Source organism: Polaromonas sp. CG_23.6 (genome assembly GCF_029892315.1).
GTDB lineage: Bacteria > Pseudomonadota > Gammaproteobacteria > Burkholderiales > Burkholderiaceae_C > Polaromonas.
In genome coordinates, this window is sequence record NZ_JARXUY010000001.1 from 151,690 (window position 1) to 168,974 (window position 17,285).

17 protein-coding genes are annotated in these 17,285 nt (G+C 62.7%); 5 read left to right on the top strand and 12 right to left on the bottom strand.

Annotated features, from left to right (window positions below; all coding sequences use genetic code 11):
• Positions 1-9 precede the first annotated feature (9 nt).
• Complete coding sequence (locus H4V98_RS00715) at positions 10-1,302, bottom strand: FIST N-terminal domain-containing protein (RefSeq protein WP_280757212.1); 1,293 nt, start codon at positions 1,300-1,302, stop codon at positions 10-12.
• Positions 1,303-1,453: 151 nt separating this feature from the next.
• Positions 1,454-2,329 (bottom strand): PhaM family polyhydroxyalkanoate granule multifunctional regulatory protein, encoded by an 876-nt coding sequence (locus H4V98_RS00720; protein ID WP_280757213.1) that lies wholly within the window; start codon positions 2,327-2,329, stop codon positions 1,454-1,456.
• Positions 2,330-2,679: 350 nt separating this feature from the next.
• Between H4V98_RS00720 and H4V98_RS00725 the strand changes: the two genes are divergently transcribed.
• Positions 2,680-3,093 (top strand): VOC family protein, encoded by a 414-nt coding sequence (locus H4V98_RS00725; RefSeq protein ID WP_280757214.1) that lies wholly within the window; start codon positions 2,680-2,682, stop codon positions 3,091-3,093.
• A 47-nt stretch (positions 3,094-3,140) separates the two neighbouring features.
• Here the strand turns inward: H4V98_RS00725 and H4V98_RS00730 are convergent, their stop codons facing one another.
• Positions 3,141-4,097, bottom strand: coding sequence for a fumarylacetoacetate hydrolase family protein (locus H4V98_RS00730; RefSeq protein WP_280757215.1), 957 nt, complete (start codon positions 4,095-4,097; stop codon positions 3,141-3,143).
• 29 nt (positions 4,098-4,126) lie between these two features.
• On the opposite strand from H4V98_RS00730, the gene H4V98_RS00735 reads away from it, so the two are divergent.
• The 3 genes from H4V98_RS00735 to H4V98_RS00745 all read left to right on the top strand — a co-directional run bounded on the left by H4V98_RS00735 (position 4,127) and on the right by H4V98_RS00745 (position 6,704).
• Positions 4,127-5,356 (top strand): DUF3108 domain-containing protein, encoded by a 1,230-nt coding sequence (locus H4V98_RS00735; protein WP_280757216.1) that lies wholly within the window; start codon positions 4,127-4,129, stop codon positions 5,354-5,356.
• Positions 5,357-5,425: 69 nt separating this feature from the next.
• Positions 5,426-5,707 carry a DUF3567 domain-containing protein gene (locus H4V98_RS00740; RefSeq protein ID WP_196863392.1) on the top strand — a complete coding sequence of 94 codons (282 nt, stop codon included), beginning with the start codon at positions 5,426-5,428 and terminating at the stop codon, positions 5,705-5,707.
• A 118-nt stretch (positions 5,708-5,825) separates the two neighbouring features.
• Positions 5,826-6,704, top strand: a complete 879-nt coding sequence (locus H4V98_RS00745; RefSeq protein WP_280757217.1) for a ChaN family lipoprotein — start codon at positions 5,826-5,828, stop codon at positions 6,702-6,704.
• A 42-nt stretch (positions 6,705-6,746) separates the two neighbouring features.
• Here the strand turns inward: H4V98_RS00745 and H4V98_RS00750 are convergent, their stop codons facing one another.
• From H4V98_RS00750 to H4V98_RS00780, 7 genes are all read right to left on the bottom strand, one after another.
• On the bottom strand, positions 6,747-7,748 hold the full coding sequence (locus tag H4V98_RS00750; RefSeq protein WP_280757218.1) for a galactitol-1-phosphate 5-dehydrogenase: 1,002 nt from the start codon (positions 7,746-7,748) through the stop codon (positions 6,747-6,749).
• A gap of 23 nt (positions 7,749-7,771) precedes the next feature.
• Positions 7,772-8,539, bottom strand: coding sequence for an SDR family oxidoreductase (locus tag H4V98_RS00755; protein ID WP_196863395.1), 768 nt, complete (start codon positions 8,537-8,539; stop codon positions 7,772-7,774).
• Positions 8,536-9,849 carry a histidinol dehydrogenase gene (gene hisD, locus H4V98_RS00760; RefSeq protein ID WP_280757219.1) on the bottom strand — a complete coding sequence of 438 codons (1,314 nt, stop codon included), beginning with the start codon at positions 9,847-9,849 and terminating at the stop codon, positions 8,536-8,538. Before hisD ends, H4V98_RS00755 begins: the two co-directional genes overlap by 4 nt.
• A gap of 129 nt (positions 9,850-9,978) precedes the next feature.
• Positions 9,979-11,028, bottom strand: coding sequence for an ABC transporter substrate-binding protein (locus H4V98_RS00765; RefSeq protein ID WP_280757220.1), 1,050 nt, complete (start codon positions 11,026-11,028; stop codon positions 9,979-9,981).
• 43 nt (positions 11,029-11,071) lie between these two features.
• On the bottom strand, positions 11,072-11,869 hold the full coding sequence (locus tag H4V98_RS00770) for an ABC transporter ATP-binding protein (RefSeq protein WP_280757221.1): 798 nt from the start codon (positions 11,867-11,869) through the stop codon (positions 11,072-11,074).
• A 34-nt stretch (positions 11,870-11,903) separates the two neighbouring features.
• Positions 11,904-12,686, bottom strand: a complete 783-nt coding sequence (locus H4V98_RS00775) for an ABC transporter permease (protein WP_196863399.1) — start codon at positions 12,684-12,686, stop codon at positions 11,904-11,906.
• Positions 12,687-13,523 (bottom strand): ABC transporter permease, encoded by an 837-nt coding sequence (locus H4V98_RS00780; RefSeq protein ID WP_280757222.1) that lies wholly within the window; start codon positions 13,521-13,523, stop codon positions 12,687-12,689.
• A gap of 147 nt (positions 13,524-13,670) precedes the next feature.
• Between H4V98_RS00780 and H4V98_RS00785 the strand changes: the two genes are divergently transcribed.
• On the top strand, positions 13,671-14,708 hold the full coding sequence (locus H4V98_RS00785; protein ID WP_280757223.1) for a LacI family DNA-binding transcriptional regulator: 1,038 nt from the start codon (positions 13,671-13,673) through the stop codon (positions 14,706-14,708).
• Between the two features lie 53 nt (positions 14,709-14,761).
• On the opposite strand, the gene H4V98_RS00790 is transcribed toward H4V98_RS00785, so the two are convergent.
• Positions 14,762-15,511 (bottom strand): sulfite exporter TauE/SafE family protein, encoded by a 750-nt coding sequence (locus H4V98_RS00790; RefSeq protein WP_280757224.1) that lies wholly within the window; start codon positions 15,509-15,511, stop codon positions 14,762-14,764.
• A 143-nt stretch (positions 15,512-15,654) separates the two neighbouring features.
• Positions 15,655-17,283: a thiamine pyrophosphate-binding protein gene (locus tag H4V98_RS00795; protein WP_280757225.1), complete on the bottom strand. Its 1,629-nt coding sequence runs from the start codon at positions 17,281-17,283 to the stop codon at positions 15,655-15,657.
• Positions 17,284-17,285: the final 2 nt, after the last annotated feature.

The window sequence follows — 17,285 nt, forward strand, 5'->3', positions numbered from 1 at the left end:
CACCGGGGCTTATCCCGCGGCCGTGAACACCGTCAGCACACCGGTATAGCCATACAAATGGTTGCGGGCAATCTCACCGCCGGCAAAAAATCCGACCAGCGGCACGTCGCCCAGGGCGCGCCGCACGATCTGCAACTCGGCGCTGGGCGCGCCGAAATGCGGCCCGCCACGGCCCGAACAGCTGACATAGATGGCGCCGGCAATGCGCCGGGCCGGGTGTGGTGCCGACTGGGCCTCGGGCAGGTTCAGCGCCGTCGCCACTTCCAGTGTCAGTTCTTCGGGCTCCAGTTCTTCGCGGATTTCGGCGCAGATGCGCACCAGGTCGGCGCGCGCGGCCTCGGCATTGCGTTCGCAAAAAGCCAGCTTCATGCCGACGCTGGCCACATCGGCAATCGCGATGCCCTTGCGCGTCGGGTCGAGCCCGATGAGGTGGCGCACCATGACCTCGGCGCCAAACTGGCCCGAACGCTGCCGGGTGACATCGTTCGGCAAGTCCACGTCATGGCTCAGGCCGACCAGCGTGGTGCGGACCTTGGCCAGCGCCTCGCGGGGTTGCTCCAGCGACACGCCCAGGTCAGCCAGCAGCACTTCAAGCGCCGGCCGGCCATCAAGTTCGATCACGACGTTGGCATCGCAGGCGGTGATTTGATAGGTGTTTGACACCGGCCGGCAACCCTGGGTCACGCGTGACATCAGGCCCATGCTGCCCGATGCGTCACGCGCAAACGCCACGCCGCTCAAACCGCCACTGAACACGCCGCAAGCCGCGCCTTGGCCTTTCAGGTTGCCATGGCCGCTGAGCGCAAACTGCACCGTGCGGCTCCGGCTCGATGCCAGGCCGCCGAACACATAGCCGCTTTCGGTGCGCTCGGCCATCTCGGCAATCAGTTCGGCCACGTCGGGCGTGGCTGAATCGGCATGCACCAGCGCAGTGTGCGCGGTGAAAACACCCGAATTCGCTGACGGCAGCGGTGACACGCCGGAAAACACGCGGTAGTGGTCGTGTGGCAGTTCGCACAGCATCACGGCCATGGCCGGTTCATCGAAATATTCGACGTTGTTCGACGCAATGCCGACGCCCACGGTGCCACTCCAGTCGGTGATGAAGGGAAGTTCGGCGCTCAGATGGTCAAGGATTTCCTGAGCCTGGCCCGCATAGTGGTCAGTGATGTAGAGCAGCGCCAATGTCGGCGAGGAAGCATAGGCTGGTAGCGCCAGGTAGCCACGCAGTTGCGCAAGCACCAGGGCGGCCGCCATGTTCCATTGCGGATGAGTGGCGTGGCCGTAGGGGAAAAGTTTCATAAAGCAGGAACGCCGTTAGCCGTTAAAAGTGGATTCTGATCTGAATGTGGCACATCAGGCGCAACCCTGCCGAAAGCAGGGTTCCCCGGCAGGGCTTGATGTACGCAAGAACCAAGGCCGCTGCCCCCTGCCGGCGTTCAGCCGGGACACGTCAGCGCGTCGTCTTGCGTGCCGGCGCCTTGGCTTTGGCTTTGGGCGCTGCTTTGGCTGCTGGTGACTTGACGGCAGCTGACTTGCCCGCGCTGGTTTTCGCGGCCGTTTTCCTTGCGGGCGCTGCGGCTGTTTGTTTCACAGCGCCAGCCTTGGGCCAGCCGCCAGCCATGGTCTTGGTCGCGGTCTCGGCCATGTTCTTGGCCATGTCGGCAGCGGTTTTGAACGAGTCCTTGGCCATGTCAGCGGCCATATTTTTGGTCGGATCGATGGCGGTGGTCTTGGCCACTTCCTTCATGGCCTCGGCGGCAATGGCCTGGAACTGCTGGGTCAACGCGCCCCACCACTGCATCGGGTCAGCCATGCCGGTCGCTGGCGCGTCGCTGGACTCGGGCCCGGAGTCCGGGGATTTTGCGCTGGCGTCCGGGCCGGTGTCGGCTTTTTCCTTGCTGGCCTGAAAGGCTGAAGGGGGAATCTCAAGCCCGGCAAAGCCCTTGGGTTTGTCGGCCGTGCGCGGCGTGCCGGCCAGCGGGCTGTCGCCGACCTTGAGCTTGAAGGCATTGGCCACCTCCCCCATGTTGAAGTTCATGCCCTTGAGGGTGGCCAGCGTCATTTTTTGCAGTTCCAGCGCCTGGATGGTGGCCTTGAGCGCTGCCGCATTCTGGTCGAGCCAGAATTGCACCGCCTTCAGTTCCTGCACGCGCTTGTCCAGTTCCTCGACATTGAGCGTGGGTGCAATCCAGTTCCCAAGGTTGGGCAACTGCGGCATGGCCTGCGTCGTGCTGCCGGCAGCTTGCTTGGTCAGGTTTTGCAGAAAATCAAAGCCTGGGACCAATTTGCCAAAGTCGGGAAAGGGCGGGGTGTTTGCATTGCTCATTGAAGTGTCTCCTTGGCGGTTATTGCAGTGTTGCGTTTGTCAGGTCAGGCTCCGGCAGCCCTGTGGGCGCAAAGGGAAAGGGAACCCCTGCACACGACCTGATTGTGCAGCGTGGGAACATCTCGTCAACCGGTTTTTTGGATGCGTTTGTTGGAAATTCCCTGCCGTTGGCGTGGCGTCGGCGGCACTGCGAAACTTAAAACCAAAATCGTTTTTTATTGCTGATGAACTCTTCTTGATGCGCTTCTGGTTTGATAGCGTTTCAAGCCATTCTTGAGGTCGCGTCCGACGAGAGCGCCATCCTCAGCGCCGCGCTTCACGTTGACGGGCCTGGCTGCTAAGCTTGGGCCATGAAAAGCCTGTTTCACCTTGCCTTCAATGTCACCGACCTGGACGAGGCGCGCCGCTTTTATGGCGACGTGCTGGGCTGCGCGGAGGGTCGATCAACCGCCACCTGGGTGGACTTTGACTTCTTCGGCCACCAGTTGTCGCTGCACCTGGGCGCGCCTTTCAAAACCGCAAGCACCGGCCATGTCGGCGAGCACCTGGTTCCCATGCCGCACTTTGGCGTGGTGCTGGCGCTGCCCGACTGGCAGGCGCTGGCCGGGCGTCTGCAGGCGGCAGGCACGACGTTCTTGCTGGCGCCGCAGGTGCGCTTTGAAGGCCAGCCGGGCGAGCAGTGGACGATGTTTTTTTGCGACCTGTGCGGCAATCCGATCGAGATCAAGGGCCTGCAGTCGCTGGACACGCTTTACGCGGCTTGAGGCGCGTGCCGGCCTGCGCTCGGGCTGGCATTTAGGCTCGCAGCACATCAAGCCGGCGGCGTGATTTCCTGCTCGATCGCGCCGAACAGCGACTGCCCGTTTTTGCCCTTGACCTCAATGCGCAGGGTGTCGCCGAACTGCATGAAACGGGTGGTGGGCTGGCCGGTGTCGGCTGTTTCGACGGCGCGCTTTTCGGCGATGCAGTTGTAGCCCTGTCGCCAATCCGCGTGGCTGACCGGGCCGGCGCCGACGATGCTGCCGGCGCTCACCGGCCGCGTTTTGCACAGGTGCGACAACAATTGGCCGAAATGAAACGTCATGCCCTCGCCGGCGTCGCACAGGCCGACCTTGCGGCCGTTCCAGGTGGTTTGCAGGCCCAGGCCGAGCCGCCCCTGGCGCCAGGCGTCGCCGGCCTCGTCAGGCGTGACGGCCACCGGGCCAAAGGCAGTCATGGGCCGACCCTGCAGCACGCCCAGGCTGCGCAGGCAGATGTCACTGCCCAGCATCAGCAGGCGAATGCCGGCCAGCGCCTGTTCGGGGCTGGCGCCCATCAACACGTCCCCGGTGATGACGGCCAGTTGCGCTTCAAAGTCGATGCCACCCGCTTCGCTGGCCAGCACCACGTCATCGCGCGGACCGATGAAGCCGTCGCTGCTGCCCTGGCGCAGCAGCGGCTCGGCGTACAGCCCCGCGGGCAGATCGGCCGCCGGCAGGCTTCTCAAGCGTTCGATATGGCTGGCGTACGCCGGGCCGCTGACCCACTGGTAGGCGCGCGGCAGTGGCGCCATGCAGCGCGCCGGATCAAACGCAAACGCATGCCGCGCCTTCCCGCTGTTCAGCAGTTCATACAGGTCCTGCAGTTGCGGCGCCATGAAGCGCCAGTCGTCCAGCACCTGCTGGAGCCGGTTGGCGATGCCGGTCGCATAATGAGCGGTTGACAGGTCGCGCGACACCACGACCAGCTGGCCGTCGCGCGAGGCGTCCTTGTAGGTAGCGAGTTTCATGATTTCCAGAATAAATGAATGGCCGGGTGATGTGTCCTGACAGGCTGACTTCCGACATACCGGCAACAGACCAGATTGTGCCGCGCCATGCAGCGCCGCCCTGGCGCACCTTGGGCCTGCTGGCCGCCGGGGTGCTGGCTGCCCATGCGCTGGTGCTGCAAACCCGGCCGTCCCGCTTCGGACCGTCGCAAGAGCCGACGTCCCGCAGCGTGGCGGTGATGACCACCCGCAGCATTGCCCTGCCGCCAGCGGCCGCCAGTCCGCCCCCCGTCCAGGCCACGCCTCCTGCGCCCACGCCGCCCAAACCAATCGTCACGTCTGTCAAAAAGCCGGTTTTCAAGAAAAAAATGCCTCTTGCGCAAGACCAGTATGCGCAAGCAGCTATTGATTCAATAGCATCACGTGGTCCGCTTCCGGCCAGCGTCGATGAAGCGCCAACCCCGCCAGAGACGCAAGGCGCTGCCCCATCCACTGAGTTGCCAGAAGCCGCACCCGCACCCGCACCCGAAGTTCCCGCCAGCAGCGCCACGGCAGCCACCCCGACGCCGCCCGCCAGTGACGCGGCAACGCCATCACCGCCGCCGCCACCGCCACCAGCCACCCAGACGCCGGTCAGCGCCATGGCGCTGGCGACCAGCGCCCGGCTTGACTACCGCATGACCGGCAGCGCCAAGGGCCTGACCTACCATGCGCAAGGCGAACTGCTCTGGGAAAACGCCGGCGGCAGCTACAACGCGCGCATGACTGTCAAGGCATTGTTCATCGGCTCGCGCACCATGAGCAGCACCGGCCAGATCAGCGCCCAAGGGCTGGCGCCCACGCGCTTTTCCGACAAGTCGCGCACCGAGGTAGCGGCCCATTTCGAGCCCGACAAGGGCCAGATCAGCTTCAGCGCCAACACGCCCACGGTGCCGTGGATCCAGGGCGCACAGGACCGGGTCAGCGTGTTCTTGCAGCTTGGCGGCATGCTGGCGGGCAACCCGTCGGGCTTTCCGGCAGGCTCGACCATTTCAACCCTCACCGTCGGGCCGCGCGCTGCGGACAACTGGACCTTTGTGGTCGAAGGCCCGGAATTGCTCGCGCTGCCTTTCGGTGAAACGGCGACCGTCAAGCTGTCACGCCAGCCCCGGCGCGACTACGACCAGAAGGTTGAAATCTGGTTTGCACCGGCGCTGGACTACCTGCCGGTGCGCAGCAGGATCACCCAGGCGAACGGCGATTTTGTCGATCAGGAACTGAGCGATCTGACCCGTCCCTGAGAGCCTTGCCCTTTCGCGCCCTCTTGAAGTTGCGGCAATCGTGGCCATCTGCGGACAAAGGATATTTCAATGCAACTGCTTTACGACTCGGAATCATTTGTGGTGGTACAGATTCACGCGAATGCGCCCGAAGACTCGGCACCCCGGCCGGCCGTGCCCCAACTGGCCCGCCACGGCTATGAAATCGTGGACAAGCGCTCGGGCAAGCAGGTTTACCTTGACGGTTCCTGGGCAGAGATGTTCCAGCAGCGCCTGAGCGGCTGGGAAAAGCAAACGCCCACGCAAGAAGAGGTCGAGGACACGCTGGAAGGCTACAGCGGCCTGGCAAACACGCCGGTTTCCCTGCACTGACCACTGGGTGAGTCCATCCGCAGCGAGAGCACCGTGATGTCCGTGACGGTCCCGGACAAAAAGACCGCCAGATGCCAACCGCGCAGCAGCGCACCAGTCAAGGCTTTAGTATTCGGCCATGCTGCTTACTTCCAGACTCTTTACACCCGTCCATTTCGCCGTACTTCTGGCCGCTTCCTCCGCGTTGATGACAGCGGGTTGTGCCGGTCGACCCGAGCTGCCCATCATTGAACAGACCGGCAGCCGTGCGGCTGCCCAGACAGCGACCCGGCTGGAGGCCTTGCTGCCCGCCGATGTGCTGCTCGTCGGCGAGCAGCATGATGCGCCGGCACACCATGAAATTGAGCAGCAAATCGTCTCCAGCCTGGCGAGCCGGGGTCTGCTGGCCGCCGTGGCGCTGGAAATGGCCGAGGTCGGTGTCAGCACCGCGAAGCTCAAACCGAGTTCGACCGAAGAGCAGGCGCGCAGGGCATTGAAATGGGACGACAAGTCCTGGCCGTGGAGCGCCTACGGGCCTGCGGTGATGACCGCCGTGCGCGCAGGCGTGCCGGTGCTTGGCGCCAACCTGCCGCGCGACCAGATGCCGTCCAGCATGAATGACAGCAAGCTGGATGGACAGCTTCCCGGCCCGGCGCTGAAGGCGCAGCAGCAAGCCATCCGTCTCGGCCACTGCAACTTGCTGCCCGAGAGCCAGATCACGCCGATGACGCGCATCCAGATTGCCAAGGACATCACCATGGCCGCTACCCTTCACCAGTTGCTGCTGCCCGGCAAAACCGTGGTGCTGCTGACCGGCAACGGCCATGCCGACCGCGCCCTGGGCGTGCCGCAACACCTGCGGGCCGACGTGAAGGCCAAATCACTGCAACTGCGCGCGGGCGATGGTGCGGCCACCGACAGGCTTGACGCTTTTGACGGCGTCTGGCCGACGCCGGCATTGCCCGAAACCGACTACTGCGCCGAATTGAAGGCGCAGTGGCCTGCAGCCGGCAAGTAGCTTGGTGCAGTCCCCCGGACAGCCAGGGGCGGCCGTTGCCTCTCAGGGTCGCAAGACGATCTTGGCCGATGCAGCGCGGCCTTCATCAAGGTCCTGAAAGGTGCGCTGCCCCTGCGCCATGGGCCGTTCCTCAACCCAGGCGAGGTCTCCGAACACGCCCGCATGCAGGGCGGTCACCGTGGCGCGCAAGTCGGCGGTGGTGTAGGTGTAGGTGCCCAGCAGCGTGATTTCAGACAATGTCAGCTTGCGCATGTCGATTTCGCTGGCCCAGTCCTGCAGGCCCACATGCATGACCACGCCACCGGGCCGGATGGCGACAAAGGCCTGCTGGCGCGTCACCTTGGCGCCCACCGCGTCAAGCACATAGTCGTACTGGTTTTCAGCGGGAGTCTGTTGGCGCGGGTCCAGGGTTTCACAGCCGACATGGGTTTGCACAGCCTCACGCCGCAGGGAATTGGGCTCGCTCAGGGTAAGCCGGACGACGCCCAGGTGCTTGAGCAGCAAGGCGGCCAGCATGCCGATGGCGCCGCCGCCGATCACCAGCACGCGGCATTCATGCACCGGTCGCGGCAGCACGCGCAGCGACAGGTTGACGGCGTGCCAGGCCGTGGCCGCTGGTTCGGTCAACGCAGCTGCCACATCGGACATGTCTTGCGGCATGGCGATGAGGGAGGCAGCCGGAATGCTCATGTACTCGGCATAAGCACCGGGCCGGGTCATGCCCACCATGGTGCGGTTGGAACACAGGTTGTTGCGGCCCTGCACGCAGTAGTCGCAGACACCACAGGTAATCAGCGGATTGCCGGTAAATCGCGTGCCTGGCTTAAAACCAACTGCCGCCGATTCAACCACCGTGCCGACAAACTCGTGGCCCAGCACCAGTCCCGGTTTGCGCCGGGGGTCGTGGCCATGCCACGCATGCATGTCGGAGCCACAGATGCCGACCGCATCAATTTTGAGCACCACTTCACCATCGGCCAATTCGGGTCGTGGGAGTTCCTGCAGTTGCAGTTCATTGGGTTGGGTGTAGACCAGCGCTTTCATCAAATAACTCCTATTTCAGTTTTTCAACGCGCAGTGAAGCCGCCATCGACCATCAGCGTCTGCCCGGTGATATAGGCGCTGGCCTCACTGGCCAAAAACACGGTTGCGCCATGCAGGTCCGTCAGTTCTCCGTTGCGCCCGATACAGGTTTGCGCGGCATTGCGCTCAGCCAGTTCCGGGTTGTCAAACACAGCGGCCGTCAACGCAGTCGGAAAAAATCCCGGACCGATGGCATTGCAGGTGATGCCGTGCGGCGACCACGCCTGGGCGATGGCGCGTGTCAGCTGCACCACGCCGCCCTTGCCGGCGCCATACGGCGCGCTGTTGGCAAAAGCACGCCAGCTTTGAAGCGAAGCGATATTGATAACGCGGCCCCAGCGGCGGTCCTTCATGCCGGGCGCGAGCGCCTGCGTCAGAAAAAACGGTGCGGAAAGATGCAGCGCCAGCTGTATTGCCCAGCTTTCTGGCGTGACTTCCAGAAAAGGCTGACGCAGGTTGATGCCGGCGGCGTTGACGAGGATGTCAACGCCGCCCAGCAACGATTCGGCTGCAACCGCAACCTCCTGGAGCGCGGCGGCATCGGCCAGATCCGCCGCCAGGGTGGTGGCAGTGATTCCTTCGGCCCGCAGGCGTGCGGCGGCAGCGTCGAGTTCGGGCTGGCGGCGCGCCACCAGCAGCACCTGCGCGCCCGCCAGTCCCAGCGCACGGGCCATGGCTTCTCCGATGCCGGAATTGCCGCCCGTTATTAGCGCCCGCCGGCCCGACAGGTCGAACAGTTGCGCAATGCTCATACCGACACCGGCTCGCCCAGGTCGAACGCAGTACCGGGAAAGTATTTGGCCAGCCGGTCGTCTGCCGTTCGGGCATGGGCCTCCATGCCTTCCAGGCGTGAAATGCGCGCAGTGACTTCGCCAATGTTGCGGGCGCCCTCGCGTGTCATGCGCTGCCACGTCAGGGTTTTCATAAACTTGTGAACAGACAGGCCGCCTGAGTAGCGCGCCGCGCCCTTGGTCGGCAGCACATGGTTGGGGCCGCTGGCCTTGTCACCAAAGGCCACCGTGGTTTCCTCGCCAAGGAACAGCGAGCCATAGGAGGTCAGGTTGTCCAGCCACCAGTCAAGATCGCGGGCATGCACTTCCAGGTGTTCGCTGGCGTATCGGTCTGACACTTCTGCCACCTCCTCCCGGGTGTCGCACAAGATCACTTCGCCGTAATCGCGCCAGGCGCTGCCGGCGGCGTCACGCGCTGTAGGCGGCAGTTTGTCAATCAACTCGGGCACCCGTTGCATCACCTGCTCGGCCAGTGCCCGGGAAGTGGTGAACAGCCAGGCCGGTGACTCATGGCCATGTTCAGCCTGGCCGACCAGGTCACTGGCAACGATGGCCGCGTCAGCGCTGTCGTCTGCAATGACGCCGACCTCTGACGGACCGGCGAACACGTCGATGCCGACCTTGCCAAACAGGGTGCGTTTGGCTTCGGCAACGAATTTGTTACCGGGTCCGACAATGACATCCGCAGGCTGACCCGTGAAAAGGCCATAGGCCATCGTGGCGATGGCCTGCACGCCGCCCAGCGTCATGATGACATCGGCACCGGCCCGGTCGAAGGCGTACAACAGGTACGGATGCATCGGACCCCCACGAAACGGCCCCGAGCAGGCGATGATGGTTTTCACCCCTGCCGCCTTGGCCGTGGCCACGCCCATATAGGCCGAGGCGATGTGCGCATAACGCCCGGCAGGCGCGTAACAACCGGCCACATTGACCGGCAATACCCGTTGCCCGGCGGTCACGCCCGGATGCAGACCCACCGAAAATTCATTCAGCGAACGGCGCTGCGCCAGCGCAAAGTCGCTCACCTGCTTGATCGCAAAATCAATGTCCCGCCGCACCTGGTCAGGCACCTCGGCGCTGCGCCGCTCGATCTCGGCGCGGCTCACCACGATCTCGCCATCCCACTGGTCGAGCTTTTTGGCATAGGCGCGCACCGCCGACTCGCCGTTGACACCAATCTCGCCGAGCATGGTGGTTACAACTTGCTGGGCACTGGCTGTTTCTGTTTCCGGCGTCTTGTCGGCTTTTTTCAGGTAGGTCACAGTCATTTCAATCTCCTTAGGGCGGTCAATAAAAATTCAATCAAACAAAAACGCCGTCAACCTCATTTGAAAGCGCTTACAAATTCAGGCTTTAAAAAGCACCTCCATGACACGCATGAAGGTGCTTTGGGTGACTTACTGGCTGCGGTTGGCAAACTCGCGCAATTTGGGGTTTGTGTTGACACGCTTCATATAGACATCGGTGATGTAGTCAGTGCCCGGCGGTGTGGTGTTGATCGCGCCGGTGCCGCGCATGAAGGTGGCAATTTGCCCAAACCAGCTGTCCATGTCGGACGTACCCCGGCTGCGGTCCATATGGGCAAGCTGCTGCTCCAGGCTGAAGGTCGGTCGCTTGGCAAACTCTTTTTGCAGCGAAGCGTCGGAGACATTGACGCCGCCCTGTTCATAGAATTTGCGCATCATGACCAACGCTTCTGGCCGGTTGGCATTCATCCACGACCAGGCGCGCAGGTAAACGGCGAGAAATTTCGCAACTTCCTCGGGATTCTGCTCGGCGTACTCACTGCGTGCCACCAGCGCACCCGGCACAATGGCGCCGCCATCCTTGCCCGAGCAAAGTTGTACAGCGCCAGCCTTTTCTTCCACCGAATAGGTGTTGGGCGCCCAGAGTCCGGCCAGGTTGGCGCCGCCCGAAGCCAGCGCCGAGATGATTTCGGACTGGCCCATGTTCTTGATCATCACGTCCTGCTTGGTCAGCCCGTACTTTTTCAGGCACGCCTGAACGGCAAAATCTCCGGTTGAATTGCTGGTGAGCAAAATCGTCTGGCCTTTGATCGATGCCGGATTCTTGGAGAACTGATCGGCCATTTCCTTGCTGACCATCAGGGTGTTGGCGTCCGATTCGTCATTGGTCAGGCCAATGGTTTTAATGCCGAAGCGCATGTGGCCCAGCACAGCCGGCACAGAACCTGTTCCGCCCACATCCCATGACTTGGCCGCAGCAGCAGCCATCTGCGGTACACCGGCCGGGAAGATGCTGAACACCGGCTTGAGCCCCACTTCAGCCCACCAGTTCTTCTCTGCGGCAACAAAAAACGGCAAGGACCAGTACAACGCCGGCTGGTAGCTGACCTTGATTTCGGTGAGTGGTGCCTGCGCTTGGGCGCACAGCGTGGCGCTGGCGACAAGGGTGCCCAGCAAGGTGTTGCGCAAAAAAGTTTTCATGGGAATCTCCTGGAGTTATAAGTACAAAAATCCGGTGCCGGTATCAATGGATTGCCGCTTCATGCTGGTCGCGGAGCAATTTCCATATCTGGGTGCGAAGGTGAACAAAAGTGGGCTGGTCCATGACGTCCTCGATGCGCGGCAGGGCGTCCCAACCCTCGGCTTCACGAATGGATTTGATGTCGATGATTTCCCGGATCGTGCCCGGCCGGCGCGACATCACCACGACGCGGTCGGCCAGGTAAACCGCCTCTTCCACCGCATGGGTGATAAACAGCACGGTGCGCGGATGCTTGCGTGCCAGGCGTACCAGTTCTTCCTGCATCACCACGCGCGTCTGGGCATCAAGCGCGCCAAAGGGCTCATCCATCAGCAACACCTTGGGGTCCAGCACATAGGCTCGGGCAATCGCCACCCGCTGCTGCATGCCACCCGAGAGCTGATGCGGAAAAGCCTTTTCGTAGCCCTTCAATCCCATCAGATCGATGTATTGCTCGATGCGTTTTTTCCTTTCGGGCGCCGCGATACCCAGCGAATGCAAACCGAACTCGATGTTGTCCCAGACGGTTTTCCAGGGGAAAAGCGCAAATTGCTGGAACACCACCGCACGGTCTGGACCGGGGCGAGTGACCACTTCGTTGTCCACCATCACATGGCCGCCCGTGGGGTGTTCAAGTCCTGCCGCCATGCGCATGCAAGTAGTTTTACCGCAGCCCGACGGCCCGACGACAGCGACAAACTCGCGGTCGCCGACCTCCAGGTTGACGCCCTTGAGCGCAACAAAGTCCTGGTTGCCCTGGTGAAAGGTGCGCTCCACGTTGTTGAAATGAATGATGGCCATAGGTCTCCTGGGCTAAAGTTTTTTGAGGCCGTGTTTACAGTCCACGACGGGTTTCAATCGTCTTCTGCAGACGCTGCAGCAGCACATCAATGACCAGTCCCACCAGGCCGATGGCGATCATGCCGCTCATCACCGTGGCGGTAGACAAGCCAGCCTGCCCCTTGACCATCAGGTAACCGACCCCGCTGGACGCCACAATCAGTTCCGCACCCACCAGCGATTGCCAGGCCAGACCGGCAGAGATGCGCAGGCCAGACACAATGGATGGAACGGCTGCAGGAAGCATTACCTGCGTGATGCCGCGCCAGGGTCCTGCGCCCAGCATGCTGGAAGCTTCGATGTATTTGCGGTCCACATATTTGGCGCCGCGGTAGGTGTTGATCAGTACCGGCGGCAGTGCCCCCATGAAAATGATCAGGATTGGCCCGCCAATGCCGGTGCCAAACCACAGTGCGGCAAAAGGCACCCAGGCAATCGGCGCGACAAATCGCACAGCTTCAAACAAAGGCCCGACAATCTTGTCCACCCAGCGAAACCAGGCCATCAGCAATCCCAGCGGGATGCCGACACACACCGCCAGAATGAAACCCATGGCAAATCGTTTCAGGCTGGACAGCAGATGCATTTGCAGCGTGTAGCCCGCAAACGGCTCATGCGTCAACTCGATCAGGCGCGAGAAGATTTCCCACGGCGCGGGCAAAAAAGTGCGCGGCACCAATCCCGACAAGGCCATGGCGGACCAGAGCAAGAAAAATCCGGTGGCGCCCGCCAGACTCAGGGCCCAGAAGCGGCCTGCGGGCAAAGGGGATTGCAGCATTTACGTGTTCCTCCATGGCATCACTTTTTTCTCCAGCCAGCCCAGGCCCAGCGTCATAAGCCAGCCGGTCAGGGCCACGCTCATCATTCCGACCAGGATCATGGGCGGGTAAATGTCCTGCGCGCCCTGGTTCAGGATTTGCCCCAGACCCGCGATGGCACCCACCAGTTCAGCCGCCACCAGAGTGGTCCACGACGCCTGCAATGACAGTCGCAGCCCGGTGAAAATGCTGGGCATCGCCCCGGGAATCAGCACCTCTTTCCAGTAGCGCCAACCGGTGATATTCAGCATGGCACTGGCCTCCAGCAGTGGACGCTCAATCTGGCGTACGCCGCTGAAAGTGTTGATAACCGAAGGCACAAAGGCGGCCACGAAAATCACCATCACCTTTGCGGCATCGCCCAATCCAAGCCACACGATGGCCAGCGGAATCCAGGCCAGTGGCGGAATCGGGCGCAAAAACAGGAAAGCCGGGTTGGCCAGCGCCTCCACCGTTCGGCTGGCGCCCATTGCCAGCCCCAGCACCACGCCCAGGGTAGATGCCACCACAAAACCCATCGTGACGAGCCGCACGCTGCGCAGCACATGCTCGTGCCAGCGTGCACTGCTGTAGCCCTCGAACACGATCTGTTTCCAGGCGGCCAGGGTTTCAGCCGGCGCTGGAAACCGCATGCGAGAAATCAGGCCCGAGCCATCGGTCAGTCCCCACCAAATCAAAACCAGAATGCCCAAGGTCAGCAGTACACGCAACAACCCTCGGCTCCACGAAAAAAGCAGGGGGCCCTTCTCAATGGAAGGGCTGGCGGCCAAGGGCTGAACGGTTTTCGCAGATGTCACCAAACTCTCCCGAATTGATTTGTAAGCGCTTTCATTATTCGACGCTCGACCATTGGCTGTCAATAAGGTGTGACCGTTCATTTATTAGAGTAAACCCGGTTACTGACAAGTCAAAATTAAAGCTGTAAGCGCGTACATTTAAATCCTATGACTACGCCTGAAAATAGCCACCCCACCATTGACGATGTCGCCCGCCTGGCAAGCGTATCGACCGCGACGGTGTCACGCGTCCTGAACCGGCCCGAGTCGGTTAGCGAATCCTTGCGAAAGAAAGTCACTGCAGCTGTGGCACAGCTGGGCTATGTGCCACATGCCGGTGCGCGTGCGCTGATGCTGCGGCGTTCCGGCACGGTCGGCGCTGTGTTTCCGACCGTGGACAATGCCATCTTTGCCACTGCGATTGATTCGCTCCAGCGCCGCCTGGCGCAGTCGGACATCCAGTTATTGATTGCCACCAGCGGTTATGACAAAACCAGTGAAATGCGCCAGGCCATCAACCTGGTTACCCGGGGGGCTGATGCGCTGGTGCTGTGCGGATTCAGCCAGCATCCCGACCTGCTGCGCTTCATGGATCAACGCAGCCTGCCCTGTGTCCATGTGATGGTCCATGCACCGGACAACCAACATATCAGTGTCGGCTTTGACAATGTTGCCGCCATGGCCCAGGCAACGCAATACCTGATCGATCTGGGTCATCGCCACATCGCCATGCTGGCCGGCGTGACGCTCGACAATGACCGTGCATTGCAGCGGGTCGAAGGCGTGCGTCGGTCATTGCAGGCGGCCGGGCTGGATTTGCCAGCCGGGCGCCTGGCGGAACGGGCCTACGCGCTGGCCGATGCACGAGACGGGCTGCGCCAGCTGATGGCGCACCAGCCAGCACCCACGGCGGTGATCTGCGGCAACGACGTGCTGGCCTTTGGCGCCATGCTGGAAGCGGCCAGCCTGGGCTTGCAGGTGCCGCACGACCTGTCCATCGTGGGTTTTGATGACCTGGAGATGGCGCGGCACCTGCAGCCCGCACTGACCACCGTGCGGGTTCCCACGCAAGCCATGTGGAGCACAGCGGCCGACCGTCTGGTGGCCGCAATACGCGGAGAGTCGGTCCAGCGTAGTACCAAAATCGACGTGGCGCTGGTGGTGCGCCAGTCCACCGGACCGGCGACATCAGGCAAACAGGGTTGAAGCCAGCGGGCATTCAGCCGCTGCAAAATATTCCATCCCGGCAAATCCCGATCTCATGGCATGGTCAGGCCGCGCCACAGCAGGCTGGTACTGCCGGCGATCAACAGCACCCACACCGCCTGAATGACGCGTTCCGCAGGCATGCGCGCATGCAGATGGCTGCCCGCCAGATAACCCAGAATCGCACACGGCAGCAACGCAAACGCCAGCGGCAGCAGTCCGTCCTGACGGTAAAACCCGCTTCCGGTGAAAAGCACCAGCCGGATCAGGGCGGTGCCGAAGATCAGCACGCCAATGGTCGCGCGCATCACGGTTTTGTCGGGCAGGCGCCGCGCCAGGTAGATCATGTAAACCGGCCCGCCCGTGCCATACAGCGCCGTGAACGCGCCACCCACCATTCCGGCGGGCACGGCCCACCGGGACGAAATGGGTGCAGTCACCGCCTTGCGCAGCAGGCTCCAGCTGGCGTAAGTGAGCACAAAGATGCCCAGCACCATCAGCAGCCAGCGTTCGCTCACCCGTACCAGCAAGGTCACACCCACCACCATGCCGATCAGCAAAAAAGGCAGCAAGCGCAGCAATTCGCCTCGGTCCAGGTATTTGCGGTTCTTCAGGCCCAGCAACAAGCCGGCAAAAAGATCAAACACCAGCATCATCGGCACGGCAAAGCGCAAGGGAAAGAAATGCGCCAGCAGCGGAATGGCAATGATCGCCGCGCCGAATCCGGTCAGGCCGTACACGGTGTACGCAACCGTCACGATCAGCGCGGCGCTCAGCAGCGTAAGCCAGGGCAGGTCGGTCACGCGCTCACGGCCTTGCGTTGGCAGGCGGGCGCCGTGAGCGCCAGCATTGTCGCTGCAGCCAGCCGTCTGAGGGCATCACAACACAGGCGCACAAACCTGCTGCTGTCGGGGTAAAACGCCATTGCTTGACACACATGGCCCCTTCAATACTTGATCTGCGGCGCAGGCACTCCCTCGATCATCACGTTCAGGCAGGCCGGCAGGCCGCTGGCCTGGGCACGCTGTACAGCCGACGCCATCGCCTGCGGCTCGGTCACCAGTTCGCCATGACCGCCGAATGCCTGCACGACAGCGTCATAGCGCATCGGACGAAGCTCGCAGCCCACCAGCCGGTCCGCACCGTAGTCGCGCAACTGGATCTGGTATTCGGCATTCCAGCGCGCATCGTTGCCAACCACCGACACAAAAGGCAGTCCGTAGCGCATGGCCGTGTCGTATTCAGCGATATGAAATCCGACCGTGCCGTCCCCCATCACCGCCACCACCGGCGCTTGCGGCTGCGCGCAACGCGCGGCCAGGGCATACGCAAGACCCGAGCCGATCGAGCCCGCCACGCCGTTGTTGACCCGGTGCGGCGCGTTCAGGCAAGCCATCGCCCACTGTCCTATTTCACCGCCATCGCACACCAGCACCGATTCGGGATGGCTGTCGAGCAGCGCTTGCAGCGGCCTGAGCATTTGCACGGGATGAAGCTTGCCGGTCAGTTCCGATGTCACGCTGTCCCATTCAGGCGGACGGTAGGCGACCGCCCCGCGCACGTCGGCGAGCCATGCGTACGGGGCGCCGCTGGAAGCCGCCTGCGTCAATGCCGACAGCGACGAGAAAGCATCGGCCAGCGCTGTGACGTGCAGACGCGCACCGAGCGCGTTGCGTGTGCGTTCGATTTCGGCCGGTTCGGCATCCACCTGATGCACGATGGTTTGTGCCGACAAGGCCGGAGCCTTGCCGAATTTGAGCGTGAAGTCCACCCTTTTTCCGACCAGCAGCACGCAGTCGGCCTGCGCCAGCATCTGTGCAAAAGCACCCAGGCTGGCATCGGCGATGCCGCGTGGGCTTTCCATGCCGATCACCGGCACACCGCTGGCCGCTTCCAGTGCAGCCAGCATCGCGCGGCCCGGGCGGGTCATGCAGGCCGGGCCGGCAAGGATCATGGGACGCTTGGCTTGGGACAGGCGCTGCATCAGGTCGCTGGCGGTGGCCCAGTCCAACGCCATGGTTTCGGGCTCGAAGGCATCGGCCACCAGCGCCGGTGCCTCGGCCAGGTCATCGAGCGCGTCCGTGGGCAGGTTCAGGTTCACCGGCCCGGGCCTGCCCGATCGCGCAATACGGATCGCCCTGGCAATGTCGCCGGCGAGCTGGTCCGGCCCGGCGCATGTCCAGGCGGCCTTTGTCACCGGCACCGCCATCTCGGCCTGGCGCATTTCCTGAAAAGCGCCCAGTCCATGCTGGTTGTTCGGCGCATGGCCAGACAGCAAAACGACCGGCGATTCGGCCATCTGCGCGGTGTACAGCGCAGACACCGCATTGCCATGGCCGGGGCCTCCGGTGACCAGCGCCACACCCACCTCGCCGGTGATGCGCGCATAGGCATCGGCCATGTGCACGGCGCTGGCTTCGTGGCGCGTGTGGATGAGCTCGATTCCCGAATTGAACGCGGCGTCGTAAATCGGCATGATGTGGTTGCCCGAAAGCGTGAAGATTCGGCGCACGCCGGCTGTCTTGAGCGACTGGATCAGGGCATCACAGCCACGGTTGCGGGAAGCGGTGTTCATGT